This window comes from Phaeodactylibacter luteus, assembly GCF_007993045.1.
GTDB classification, from domain to species: Bacteria; Bacteroidota; Bacteroidia; order Chitinophagales; family Saprospiraceae; genus Phaeodactylibacter; species Phaeodactylibacter luteus.
In genome coordinates this window covers 47,490-60,018 of the sequence record NZ_VOOR01000028.1, presented here as the reverse complement: position 1 = coordinate 60,018, position 12,529 = coordinate 47,490, and the positions used below count along the sequence as shown (strand labels likewise).

The window sequence follows — 12,529 nt, the reverse complement described above, 5'->3', positions numbered from 1 at the left end:
TTCAAAGAATAGTTCAAACTTTTATAGCCTGTGCCCAGGCTAAAGAGGGGGTTTTGTAGGCTAAGGTTGGCAGCGCAGCGCGCTTTCATCTTATAAAAGCCTATTTTTACCACAAACAGCTGCCTGAAGAAAGCCTATGAAGCGCATTGAGGAGTTCAGGAAATACTACAACCACACGATTCATCCGGAGCTGATGCGGATGGAGCGCTTGAGGGTGCGCCTGTTGCGCCTGATCTTTGTCTCCTTTCTCTTATTGGCCGGGCTGCTGCTCTATGAGCTCTACATCAACATCCCCGCTCTTACCCTATCCCTATCCCTGCCCATCGGCATGTACCTGTTTTTCCTCTTCCGGCGGGTACGGCAGTTCCGGCTCACCTTTAAACCCAATATCATCAACCTCATCCTAGATTTCATAGACGATGGGATGAACTACGATAATGACCACCCCCTTGTTTACCGGCCGGAGCGCTTCATCCCGCAGCATGCTTTCTTAAACAGTAAGATATTTGACTGCGAAGCGCCCACCATTTACCAAGGGGAAGACCATATATCAGGAAAAGTCGGGAATATGGACTTTGAGATGTGCGAGCTCACCGTACAGGACGAGTCTAAGGCAGGGAGCGGGCTGCAAGACGTATTCAGGGGGGTGTTCATGCAGGCCACCTTCCCTGAAAATGCACGGGGGCGGATTATCATTTGGCCCCGCAGCCGCAGGCACCGGCACTTCCGGGCCATCAGAGAATTCAACTGGGAAGAGGGCGAGAACGTGGACCACGAAATCACGAACGATGAGTTCAGGGCAGCGTACATGACCTACGCTACCCACAGCACCCACGTTATTGGCATACTCTCCGAGCCTATGCAGCAGGCCATCATCGATTACCGGAAGGCTACGGGCAAGGAAATCTATATGTCTTTTATCGACCGGCAGATTTATGCCGCGGTCACAGAGGACAAAGACCTCCTCGAGCCCAACCTCTGGCGCTCCAACCTCAGCTTTGAGCTCATCCGTGAGTTTTTTGAGGACATCCACATGCTCCTCCGAATAGCCGAAGACTTTGATCAGACCCACTGACGGGCTGCTTGCCACTACTCCTGCAACACCAAAAGCGGTACGGTGCTTTGGAACACCTCTTTGGTTGTTGCGCTCGTATGGAATACGGTCTCCAAAAACCCGCGCTTGCGGCGGAGCATCGCTAAAAGCTCCGCCCCGGTATCTACAACAAAAGCATTGATGCTGTCCAGGACAGGCCCCTCGTCCAGCTCATAATGGAAGGAATGAGGCACCCCATCAAGGAAGATGTCTACAGAGGGGTCTATGCCATCGTCCTGCCGGGACTCGGCCTGATGGTAAACCAAGACCGGAGCTTCGAACGCTCTGGCGATCTGCCGGAGCGGGAGGGTCACTTCCGCCCGGCCGATGCCCTCTCCATCCACTGCAAAAGCAATCTGCCGGATAGGGGCGAAGTGATAACCTTCTGGCACTGCCAGCACAGGCACAGCAGAACGGGTAAGGACCGCATTGGCTGTACTGCCGATAAATACCTCGCGGAGCCCGGAAGCCCCCTTAGTCCCCATCACTATGAGGCTGAAGCCCTCGGCACGGGCCAACTCGGTAATCATAGGCACGGTATCGCCATTGATGACGCGGGCGTGCAAACTCACCCCGGGCTTTACTGCAGGGCGGTGCTTATTGATGAGCTCTTTCAGCTGCTCTTCTGCATCCCGGCGCATGAAATCCCTGACCGAGACAAACATACCGGCATTGCTCTGTACCTCATAGGTGTGCAGCAGGGTCACTTCTGCCTCGCCAAAAGCAGCGGCCAGCTGCAGCGCATAGTCCAATGCATCAGCCGCGCAAGCGGAAAAATCGGTTGGTGCCAGTATCTTCATCATCGCTTCTTATCAGTTAGTTTCTGTTGAGGTAAAGTGAACTGCCAAACAACTCAAGATGGTTTGGCTTCGTGCTTCAAAGCAAATTGCCTACTGCTTCCGAAGAAGTGAGAGGCCTTATTGCCGCTCCACAGGTGTATTCGATAGCCCCTACCGAGGTTTTAATGTCTTATACTGACATTGCAATGTACTAGATTTGTCGCTTACATCCAAAGCACTAAAGATGTTTTGAGCGGAAACCAAATTGCCGCAGGCGCTCATGAATTCCGGGCTCTAGTGCCTCAAGCCATAAATCCTTGCCACCCCAAGTTTCGTTCTTTTCCGCCTACTCTTCGTTAAAGAACCGCTCCTTTAGCTCGGGCTAAAGTCGCGAACCTTCGCCTTGATTAGCCGGAAAATAACTTCAACTTAAGTATCAGAGATTTATGGCTTAAGGCACTAGCCTGGCATTGGCCTAGCGCTGCGCAGGGGTGGCTGAAGGCCAGACCCGACGCCTGTAAGGCGAGGGGCCGAGCGGGCAGCGAGCCCCGCAGCATAGCGGCACCTGCCCTTGCGGCAGGGGCAGGCCCAAAAGCGGCAATCTGGTTTGCGCCCGATGTTTTGATCTTATCCTTCGTTCTATAAAGGATCTCACATACAAACCCACTAGATCATTTTAACCCGGCAGGTGACTTTTGTCATCCCTGCGTGCACCTGCCGCCCCTTAACTTCGCAGTTATTGCCTTGGTTTTCTGTCACTAACCTTACTCCATTGAACGTCAATACAGCGGCCGAAGCAGCTCTGCAGCTGGAAGCCATATTCGCATCTGCAACAGATGGCATCATTACCATAGACGAACAGGGCCGGATGGAAATGGTCAATCCGGCAGCGGCCCGCCTATTTGGCTATAAGCCTGAGGAAATGCTGGGGCGGAGCATCAACATGCTCATGCCCGCCGCGCACAGCAAGCAGCACGACAGCTACATCCAACGGTATATGCAGACCGGGCAGGCCCGTATCATCGGCATCGGCCGGGAGGTCAGCGCCCTGCGCAAGGATGGCACCGCTTTCCCTATACGGCTGAGCATAAGCGAAGTGAAACTGCCCGGGCGCCGGCTTTTCACTGGCATTGTACACGACCTGTCGCGCCAAAAAGCCGCCGAAGAAGCGCTCCGGCAGCAGAAGGAACGGGCACAGCTTTATCTGGACATCGCCAATACCGTCATCGTAGTGCTCGGCCCCGAAGGCCGGGTTGAAATGCTGAACGCAAGGGGCTGCGAGCTGCTCGAGATGCAGGAAACAGAAGCCCTCGGCCAAGAATGGACTTCCGTGGCCATACCTGCTGAATACCGGGCAGAAGTGGCTACCGTTTTTAAAGCCCTTATGCAAGGGCGCAATATCGAATATTACGAAAACTACCTGCAGTCGCGCTCCGGCAAGCACCATCTCATCGCCTGGCACAATACCATACTCTACGACGATAAAGGGCAGGTGGCCGGCACCCTTAGCTCAGGTGTTGACATCAGCGCACAACGAGCTGCCGAAGAGCGGATTACCCGCCTGAACGGCGACCTGGAAAAGCGGGTGGAAGCCCGCACAGAAGAACTCGCAGAAGTGGTCAATCAGCTGCTCAGCATCAACAAACAGCTCAACCACGAAATTTCCGAAAGGCAGGCAGCAGAGCAAGCGCTGCGCTCTAATGAGCAACAGCTGAAAATCGCCCTGGAAAAAGAAAAAGAGCTCAATGAGCTCAAATCCCGCTTCGTTTCTATGGCTTCCCATGAGTTCCGCACCCCGCTGAGCACCATCCTCTCTTCTGCCGACCTCATTGAGGCCTATACCCAAACTGAGCAGCAGCCTCGAAGGGCCAAACATACTGCCCGGATCAAAAATGCTGTGGCCAACCTCACCAGCATCCTCAATGATTTTCTGTCCCTCAGCCGGCTTGAAGAGGGTAAGCTCAGCCTCAACCCTTCTGCTTTCCAGCTTTGCGAAGTATGGAGCGAAGTGGCCGACGGGGTGCAGGGGCTGAAAAAGCCCGGACAGGAAATCAGGGCTTCCGGCATAGAAGAAGCGCCCCCTCTCCTGCTCGACCGCCGTATGCTCCAAAATATTTTTTACAACCTCCTGTCCAACGCCATCAAGTACTCAGAGCCCGGACAACCTATTGATTGCCGGGTGAAAGCACAAGGGCAGCAGTTGGCCATTACCATTCAGGATTATGGCATAGGCATACCCAAAGAAGAACAGCAGCACCTCTTTACACGGTTCTTCAGGGCGCACAACGTTGAAAACATACAGGGCACTGGCCTGGGGCTGAATATTGTAAAAGGGTACGTTGAGCTCATGGGCGGGGCCATCAGCTTCAAAAGCGAACTACATAAAGGGGCTACCTTTAAAGTTGTGCTGCCCCTTTCCCTGCCTACAAGCCCTGCTCTGTAAAATCTGCTCTGAAGTCGTATATTTGAAGCGGTCCTGCACAGGGCTCCAACACCGCCCAGCCGTACAATTGCGATCTGCAAAAGCACATTGTGTAACCGTCTTAGGGCAAAGCCCTTTTAAACACAACCTCCTTAAAATTGCACGATGAAAAAAATCCTGGTCATAGAAGACAATGAAGAAGTAAGGGAAAACCTGGAAGAAATCCTGGAACTTTCCGGATATGAAGTAGAAACTGCTGAAGATGGTAAAATAGGCGTGGAAAAAGCACTGACCAACCCGCCGGACCTCATCCTTTGCGATGTGATGATGCCACACCTCGACGGCTTTGGAGTGCTCAACATCCTGAGCAAAAAAAGCCTGACCTCCAGCATCCCCTTTGTGTTCCTGACAGCCAAAACTGAAAAAAGCGACTTTAGAAGGGGCATGAACCTCGGCGCAGACGACTACGTGACCAAGCCTTTTTACAAAGACGAGCTCCTCGATGTAGTGGAAACAAGGCTCAAAAAGAGCGACAACCTCAGAAAAAAATTCGACAATACGGCACAAGGGCTCTCCGCTTTCATCAATGAGGCAAAAGGGTATGAGGAATTGCGCAAGCTCTCCGATGAACGCAAAACCAAACACTACCGCCGGCGGGATATCATTTTCGAAGAGGACGACTACCCCCGCTACCTCTATTTCGTCAAAACTGGCAAAGTCAAGGTCTTCAAGACCAACGAGGACGGAAAAGAGTACATCATCGACGTCTGCAAAGATGGTGACTTCATCGGGTACCTAGATCTCATCCGTGACGACAAGTACACCGAATCGGCAGCAGCTATGGAAGATACCGAGGTCAGCCTTATCCCACGGGAAGACTTTGAAAAGCTCCTGCACGCCAACCGCGATGTGGCTTCACAGCTCATTAAAATGCTCGCCAGCAACGTTTCCGAAAAGGAGGATCAGCTCCTCAACCTTGCCTATAACTCTGTGCGCAGAAGGGTGGCCGATGCAGTGCTCCTGCTGAGCGAAAAACAAGAGGATGGCAGCATCAGCATACTGCGGGACGATCTGGCCCGCATCGTCGGCACGGCTAAAGAGAGCGTCATCCGTATGCTGACCGAATTCAAGGAAGATGGCTACATTGAGGTCGTGGATGGGGCAATCCGCATTATCGATGCCGAGGGGCTGAAGAATATGCACGCTTAGCACATTGCCCCTCGAAGGCCGTACCTTTCGCTGCTGGGCTGCCGCTCTGTTCAGGCGCGTTGTGCAGTGTAGCTGTCCAGAACGCGTCAGCGCACTGTAAGTTTCCTTATGCCGCATACCTCATAACAGACGCAGGCGCCAACTAGACTTCCCTTTCTTTAGGCCTGCCCCCTCCGCAAGGATAGGGGCCTGCCCCTGCCACAAGGGCAGGTGCCGCTATGCTACGGGGCTCGCTCCTCGCTCGGCCCTATCGGGCTTAGAGCTGTTCAGATTTTGCTTTTGGAGCGAACGCAGCCAAATTTTGCCCTGATCGAGGCGTTTTGAGGGAACATAGCCTAGCTACGTGACCGAAAAACAACGAAGAGCAGGACAAAAGTTGGCAAGAGCAGCCCGAAGGGTAAAATCCGAACAGCTCTTAAACCCCTTCGCAGCGCTAGGCCGGAGCCATCCTAAGCTACATTGGGGCTTACCCCTGCCGGCACAGAGGGGGCGCACCAAAACAGCACACTGATGGGAAAGCCAGCCAAATGTTAAACTTTCATTATTTATTGAAAGTATCAAAATTTATACCGAGCTTGCTGTTACAAAAAACGCCGCTTATGAAAAAGCACCTGCTCTTCCTCGATGCCCTTGGGCAATGCGTACTGACAGCATCTATCCTATTCAGCGTACTGGCCAGCATACTGATGCAGGAAGCTTTTTTCATTTATGGGCTCCTAACCGCTATCCCTCTGGCCTTTTGGCAGTTGTCAAGCGCGCTGATCAAAGGTGTGGCCTGGTCGAGCCAACCGCACTTGACATACATGGCTGCTGCGGTTGGCTACTGCCTGCTCCTTCCGGCAGCCTTCCAGGCATTCCCCCTGGCCGGCCCTTCTTATGAGACAGCATTGCCTTTGCTCGCCTGCCTGCCGCCATTGACCGGTGCATGCTGGTACAGCTACCGATCGGTGCAAGACTACAAGGAGCGGGGAGCTGTTCATCTGGCCTCTGCTTTTGTTTAGCATTCGCCCAAAAAACAAAGCTTCGCACACACCTCTAAAAACGACGTGAAATGATCAGCGAAAACAGGATGAAAATAGACCTTATCGGGCAATCTGCTATTGTAGCAGGGTTCAGCATCATCGCGCTTACAGGACTGCTATGGCCTTGGGGCCTGCTCGCGCTAGGCCTGCTCGCACTTTGGCAGGCCGGCAGTGCATTTCAGCTGGTTGTCGGTTGCCACTACCAAGGGCGTCAGCCTTACCTTTACCTCTTCGGGCTGCTTGCGCTGGGCACAGCCCTCTCCCCCTGGCTGGGATGGGCATGGCTCGGCCTAGGTGCCGCAGCCACAGCCCTAGCCTATTTTTGGAATACCATCCGCGATACCTGTGTGGTCATGCGCCGTCCTCGCTCTTTCTGGGACATCTAAATGCTGCGCAAAAGTTGAAAGCAACCATTAGCGCCCTCCCTCTGCAAAAGCACAACAGCCAAAGGCTTAGCGCACATTCAAGCGGCTAATTGCGGGCACGCCAGGGCAATAACAACGCAAGCTTGGCCATCTGGCGGCCCAGCTGCAAAATGGCCAAGCCATCAACAATGCATCCAACCGTGAGCCAAAATAGCCCTGCCCTCTTGACTCCATCATTATTTCTGCTTATTTTTGAAGTTCTTGCACGTCAAACCTCTTGGAGCCCTTCCTAGAGATTTATTTCCCGCCTTATTACGCTCAACTCCCTGTCCAAAGCAGCTCTTAGCATGCTCGGAGTGCTCACGGCTCTTGGCAAGGAGAAAATGTGTCCCGCTTTTTCATCACCTAAAACCCACTACCTCATGAAAGAGCAACTGCTCCATTATGCATGGCGCACCCGGCGGTTCTCCTCCGAAAACCTAGCTACCACAAAGGGGGAGCCCATAGAGATCCTGCACCCTGGCCACCTCAACAACGATGCGGGCCCCGATTTCTTGCTAGCCCGTATCAAGATAGGAGATACCGTTTGGGCAGGGCAGGTGGAAATGCACCTCCGCAGCTCCGATTGGCAGAAGCACGGCCATCAGCACGACCCCGCCTACGACAACGTCATTTTGCATGTCGTCTACGAAGATGACCTGCCGGTCCACAGAGCAGGGGGCAGCCCTATCCCTTGCCTTGAAATGAAAAACCGCATCAGCCGTAGGCTGGCTGTACACTATGAACGGCTGATACATACCGAAAGCTGGGTGCCCTGTGCCGAGCGGCTGAGCGAAGCCGATGAGCTTACCCGCTCGCTTTGGCTAGACCGGATGGCAACTGAGCGCCTGCAAACTAAAGCTGATCAAATGGCTGAAGCCCTGCAACTACAAGAATGGGACTGGGAGGAGGTCTGCTTTCAGTTCTTGTCCCGGTCGCTCGGGGGCAAAGTCAATGCAGAACCGATGCAGATGCTGGCAGAAAGGACGCCCCTGTCTTTAATCCGGAAATACAGGAACAGCTTATTCCAAGTGGAAGCCCTGCTATTCGGGCAGTCTGGCCTCCTAGACGGGGATTTCGAGGAGGAATATCCCCAAAGGTTACAACAGGAGTACAGGTTTTTGCAGCGGAAGCATGGGCTGCAGCCCCTCCCGCCCACAACCTGGAAGTACCTACGCCTTCGCCCTGCTAATTTCCCGGCTTTCCGCATTGCACAACTGGCTACGCTGGTATTCCGGCAAACTGGCCTGTTCAGCAAAATCGCAGCAGCCCGCAGCCTCCCGGAACTCGCCAACCTCTTTGAGGTAAAGCTGTCCAATTATTGGCGGTCCCACTATACCTTTGGCAAAAAAGCGGTACGCCCGCCGCGCAGATTGGGCGAACAAGCCATACGCCTGATCATCATCAATGCCATTGCACCTTTGCTGTTCCTCTACGGGCAACGGCAGGGGGGAGAAAAAGCATCGACGCTTGCGCTGCGCCTGATGGAGGAGCTTGAACCGGAAGCGAACAACATCATCAGCCGGTGGTCCGCTACAGGGCTGAGCCCTTGCAGTGCTTTCCATTCCCAAGGGCTGCTCCACCTCAAGCAGCAATACTGCAATAAAAGCCGGTGCCTCGAATGTGCAATAGGGCATGCCCTGCTCAAACAGGCAGACAAAGCAGAAGAAGCCGAGGCCGCAGGTTTCTTGGGCGAGGCCTGGGCCTTTGACTGGCGGCTGCTCAGTGTGCCCTTTGCGCCTGAAGAGCAGAACGAAAGCGCTATGGGCTGCCTTATGGCTGAGGGCAGGCCTGCCTAGGCTTGTGCAGTGTAACTGATTCTGGATGGCTGGTAGCGCCTTTACACCAAAATGGCAGGGGCTAGTGGGCAATGCCTCAAACCCTTGGGCATTTAGAGCGTGTTCGGAGTTCGTTGCTATTGAAAAGCAATGCTTTATAAACCTGGGGTTATTGCTATAGCCCAACAACTCAGGACTTCGCTCCACGTCTATTGCGTGGTGTGAGAAATAATGGCGAAGCCATTTTTTAGCTCGCAGGGCAAAAAACGCAGGCGGTACCTACACAAAGCGTAGGGAAAAGGGCCCCCACGATAAAGTCGGCGAGGCTTTTCAACTTGCCTGCGGTGCGCAAGCAGGCGCAGCAAGGTGGAAAAAGGGTAAGTCAAAAATCACAAATCTTGGGTTGGCGGACTATAAATTTTCATTTAGCCCGCTAAACTCAAATGTAGCGTCTTTGCTAAGGCCCTGCTGTCCATACTGGCACAGCAATCAGCTATAGCCCTTGATTTTCATAAAGAAATACTCCAAACAAACGCAAAGCGGAGTGGAATGAAGCCCGAACTTGCCAGCTAGGTGCCCCTAAGCTCTGCGCTGTGCTCGTCGGGACGCGTAGGCTACCGGTACACGACGGGCTGTAGCGTTGGCTACACCCTAATCCTAAGTTCAGAAAGCCCAACACAGTCCTGCAAAATGCCTTGGCTGCAAGCAGGAGGGCGGCCCCCTTGGGCCTAAACCAAAATATCGCAAGTGTCTGGGCCTTCTCTGATTCATGATGGGGCCGGGCTAGCGCTGCGAAGGGGTGGCAAGCCCGATAGGGCCGAGCGAGGAGCGAGCCCCGCAGCATAGCGCCCTCATGCCGATAGGCAGAGGGAGCCCCCAAAAAAGTAGCTAGATTTGCACATGCCTCTTATCTGGCGGTGGGGTTAATTCGCCGCTACTTCTGCGCCCAAAACTGTGCTTTGCTTACCTTTGCAGGCCTATGCTGGCCGATCGGCCTGTTTATAGCCTGATAACTCAAGGTTTTGGATCCTAAGTTATCGGACTATATGTTCGAAAAGGGGGAGTGCAGGGCAACTCTTTGCGCCCCTCAAAGTTGTTCTAGGCGAAAACAGGCAGTTGCCTACATCAGAATACACATTGCAATGCTAGCAAAACGTATCATCCCCTGCCTCGATATAAAAGACGGGCGCACCGTTAAGGGGGTCAACTTTGTCAACCTCCGCGATGCGGGCGATCCGGTAGAGCTGGGGGCGCTTTACAGTGAACAAGGAGCAGATGAGCTCGTTTTCCTCGACATTACCGCCACCCACGAAAAGCGGAAGACCCTGGCTGCCCTCGCCAAGGATATCGCAGCCCATCTGAGCATCCCTTTTACCATTGGGGGAGGCATACGCTCCATGCAGGATGTAGAGGTGCTGCTCAATGCAGGAGCAGACAAGATTTCCGTCAACTCAGCTGCTGTGCGCACCCCCCAACTGATCGAAGACCTTGCCAAAGGGTTCGGCAGCCAGTTTGTGGTCGTCGCGGTGGATGCCAGGCAAGTAGGGGGAGAGTGGCTCGTCCACCTCAATGGCGGCCGGCTAAAGACGGATATCCGGCTGCTCGACTGGGTAAAAGAAGCCGAAAACCGGGGCGCCGGCGAGATCCTCTTCACTTCGATGGATCATGACGGGACCAAAAACGGTTTTGCCAATGAAATCACCGCAGCGGTATCTGATACCGTTTCTATACCCGTCATTGCCTCAGGCGGGGCGGGCGAGATGTCCCATTTTCACGAAGTTTTCACTAAAGGCAAGGCAGATGCCGGGCTAGCAGCAAGCATATTCCACTTCCGCGAAATCAGCATCAGTGAGCTCAAGCACTATCTGCAAGGCAAAGGGGTCACTATGAGGCTGTAAGCCTGATTGTCCAAAAAAACTAAAAAACCGCTATGCAGCATAAACTCAATATAGACTTCAGCAAGGGGGATGGGCTGGCCCCTGCGATCATACAAGATGCGGCTACCGGGCAAGTGCTCATGCTCGGCTATATGAACGACGCCGCTCTTTCCAAAACCCTTGAAAGCGGGCTGGTCACTTTCTACAGCCGCAGCAAAGAAAGACTGTGGACTAAGGGGGAAACTTCTGGCCATACGCTTCAGCTCGTAGATATCAAAGCCGACTGCGACAAGGACACCCTACTTGTCCGTGCAAGGCCGGACGGGCCGGTCTGCCATACTGGCACTGATACCTGCTGGGGGGAACAAAACCGGCAGGCAGGCTTTATCGGCCACCTGCAGCATACCATCCAATCTCGTAAAAACGGGGACCCCGAGCAGTCTTATACTGCTCGGCTCTTGGCGAGAGGCATCAACAAAGTAGCCCAAAAGGTAGGCGAAGAAGCCGTAGAGCTGGTCATAGAAGCCAAAGACGACAACGAACAGCTCTTCCTCAATGAAGCAGCGGACCTTATGTACCACTATCTTGTACTGCTCACGGCTAAAGGGTATGCGCTGGAAGATGTACTCCGCATTTTGGAGGAGCGCCATCGGTAAAGGCTATCGGTATTCGGGGAAAAGCTGTAGAACCCCCTCCTCGGAAGCCTCACAAATGCCCCGCTCTGTAATAAGGGCAGTGACGAGGCGGGCAGGGGTCACGTCAAATGCAAAGTTAACCGCTGGGCTTTGGGGTGGCGTAAGCAGTACGCTTTTGACCTCGCCTTGGTGCAGGCCTTGTATATAACGCACCTCATCGCCGCTGCGCTCCTCAATTGGGATTTGCCCTATGCCGTCTGTAATCGTAAAATCGAAAGTGGAAGAAGGCAGGGCCACATAAAACGGCACCCCGTTATCGTGCGCAGCGAGGGCTTTGAGGTAGGTCCCTATTTTATTAGCTACATCGCCCGTCCGGGACGTCCGGTCGCTGCCTACAATGACCATGTCCACCCTGCGGTGCTGCATAAGGTGGCCGCCCGCATTATCCGTAATGACCGTGTGGGGGACGCCATGTTCTGCCAGCTCGAAAGCGGTAATCCTGGCCCCCTGATTGCGGGGGCGGGTCTCGTCTACCCACACGTGTACCGGGATGCCTGCATCATGGGCAGCATAGATGGGCGCCGTTGCCGTACCGTAGTCGATACAGGCCATCCATCCAGCATTGCAATGAGTCAATATCTGTACCGGAGCCCCCTTCTTCTCAGCACTGAGGGCCTCAATCAGCGGCAGGCCAAAATCGCCAATGGCTTTACAGTGGCTTACGCTCTCCTCTGTTACCGCTACTGCGATGCGATGAGCCACCTCCTGTGCTTGTTCTATGGAAGCCGATGCAGAAAGTGCGCTTAACGCCCGGTCAATAGCATAGGCTAAATTGACTGCGGTAGGCCGGGTCTTTTTCAGGCGCTCCCCAGCAGTGGCCGCCCAATCGGGCCAGGAATGCCCAACCGGTACCTGAAGCAAGGCCACATAAAGCCCGTAAGCAGCAGCAGCACCAATGAGGGGCGCCCCACGGACATGCATTTCGCTGATCGCAGCCTCAAAGTCTTCCAGTTTTTCAAGGCGCTCTGTTTTAAATTCATGTGGCAGCTGCCGCTGATCGATGATAAAAACACCGCCAGGCTGCGCAGGGTCTTCCCATATAGTACGGTAAGGTTGTCCGTTGATCTGCATAGTATACAAGAGCTATAAAGTTAGTAGAGGGGTTGGGCTGGCCAAAGGTAAAGGGTATTTCACAGGCGCCCGGGTTTCGTGGGCAAAATTGATGATTAAATAATATTCGCAATTTTGGCGCGGCGGGAATTCCGCCTAGGTTAAGCCCATGTTATCAATTTATTTGTATTTTGCCACCA

10 protein-coding genes are annotated in these 12,529 nt (G+C 53.8%); 8 read left to right on the top strand and 2 right to left on the bottom strand.

Going from position 1 to position 12,529, the window contains the following annotated elements; translation table 11 throughout:
• Positions 1–136: 136 nt before the first annotated feature.
• Positions 137–1,075 carry a DUF3137 domain-containing protein gene (locus tag FRY97_RS13665; protein ID WP_147168108.1) on the top strand — a complete coding sequence of 313 codons (939 nt, stop codon included), beginning with the start codon at positions 137–139 and terminating at the stop codon, positions 1,073–1,075.
• A gap of 14 nt (positions 1,076–1,089) precedes the next feature.
• On the opposite strand, the gene FRY97_RS13660 is transcribed toward FRY97_RS13665, so the two are convergent.
• On the bottom strand, positions 1,090–1,896 hold the full coding sequence (locus tag FRY97_RS13660) for a universal stress protein (protein ID WP_147168107.1): 807 nt from the start codon (positions 1,894–1,896) through the stop codon (positions 1,090–1,092).
• Between the two features lie 748 nt (positions 1,897–2,644).
• On the opposite strand from FRY97_RS13660, the gene FRY97_RS13655 reads away from it, so the two are divergent.
• The 7 genes from FRY97_RS13655 (at position 2,645) to hisIE (ending at position 11,240) form a co-directional block, all read left to right on the top strand.
• Positions 2,645–4,315: a sensor histidine kinase gene (locus FRY97_RS13655; protein ID WP_147168106.1), complete on the top strand. Its 1,671-nt coding sequence runs from the start codon at positions 2,645–2,647 to the stop codon at positions 4,313–4,315.
• 144 nt (positions 4,316–4,459) lie between these two features.
• A complete protein-coding gene (locus tag FRY97_RS13650) occupies positions 4,460–5,503 on the top strand; it encodes a response regulator (protein ID WP_147168105.1) in 1,044 nt (347 codons plus the stop codon).
• Positions 5,504–6,102: 599 nt separating this feature from the next.
• Positions 6,103–6,504 carry a hypothetical protein gene (locus FRY97_RS13645; RefSeq protein ID WP_147168104.1) on the top strand — a complete coding sequence of 134 codons (402 nt, stop codon included), beginning with the start codon at positions 6,103–6,105 and terminating at the stop codon, positions 6,502–6,504.
• A 50-nt stretch (positions 6,505–6,554) separates the two neighbouring features.
• Positions 6,555–6,911, top strand: a complete 357-nt coding sequence (locus tag FRY97_RS13640) for a hypothetical protein (RefSeq protein WP_147168103.1) — start codon at positions 6,555–6,557, stop codon at positions 6,909–6,911.
• 401 nt (positions 6,912–7,312) lie between these two features.
• Positions 7,313–8,728 carry a DUF2851 family protein gene (locus FRY97_RS13635; protein ID WP_170254642.1) on the top strand — a complete coding sequence of 472 codons (1,416 nt, stop codon included), beginning with the start codon at positions 7,313–7,315 and terminating at the stop codon, positions 8,726–8,728.
• Between the two features lie 1,121 nt (positions 8,729–9,849).
• The gene (hisF, locus tag FRY97_RS13630; RefSeq protein WP_147168101.1) at positions 9,850–10,605 is read left to right on the top strand and encodes an imidazole glycerol phosphate synthase subunit HisF; all 756 of its coding nucleotides are present in this window, start codon (positions 9,850–9,852) and stop codon (positions 10,603–10,605) included.
• Between the two features lie 32 nt (positions 10,606–10,637).
• Positions 10,638–11,240, top strand: a complete 603-nt coding sequence (gene hisIE, locus FRY97_RS13625) for a bifunctional phosphoribosyl-AMP cyclohydrolase/phosphoribosyl-ATP diphosphatase HisIE (protein ID WP_147168100.1) — start codon at positions 10,638–10,640, stop codon at positions 11,238–11,240.
• A gap of 3 nt (positions 11,241–11,243) precedes the next feature.
• Here the strand turns inward: hisIE and mtnA are convergent, their stop codons facing one another.
• Positions 11,244–12,350 (bottom strand): S-methyl-5-thioribose-1-phosphate isomerase, encoded by a 1,107-nt coding sequence (gene mtnA, locus FRY97_RS13620; protein WP_147168099.1) that lies wholly within the window; start codon positions 12,348–12,350, stop codon positions 11,244–11,246.
• Positions 12,351–12,529 lie beyond the last annotated feature (179 nt).

Coding starts and splice junctions, on each gene's coding strand:
- FRY97_RS13665 (WP_147168108.1), top strand. CDS start 137: ATGAAGCGCATTGAGGAGTTCAGGAAATACTACAACCACACGATTCAT.
- FRY97_RS13660 (WP_147168107.1), bottom strand. CDS start 1,896: ATGATGAAGATACTGGCACCAACCGATTTTTCCGCTTGCGCGGCTGAT.
- FRY97_RS13650 (WP_147168105.1), top strand. CDS start 4,460: ATGAAAAAAATCCTGGTCATAGAAGACAATGAAGAAGTAAGGGAAAAC.
- FRY97_RS13645 (WP_147168104.1), top strand. CDS start 6,103: ATGAAAAAGCACCTGCTCTTCCTCGATGCCCTTGGGCAATGCGTACTG.
- FRY97_RS13640 (WP_147168103.1), top strand. CDS start 6,555: ATGATCAGCGAAAACAGGATGAAAATAGACCTTATCGGGCAATCTGCT.
- FRY97_RS13635 (WP_170254642.1), top strand. CDS start 7,313: ATGAAAGAGCAACTGCTCCATTATGCATGGCGCACCCGGCGGTTCTCC.
- hisF (WP_147168101.1), top strand. CDS start 9,850: ATGCTAGCAAAACGTATCATCCCCTGCCTCGATATAAAAGACGGGCGC.
- hisIE (WP_147168100.1), top strand. CDS start 10,638: ATGCAGCATAAACTCAATATAGACTTCAGCAAGGGGGATGGGCTGGCC.
- mtnA (WP_147168099.1), bottom strand. CDS start 12,350: ATGCAGATCAACGGACAACCTTACCGTACTATATGGGAAGACCCTGCG.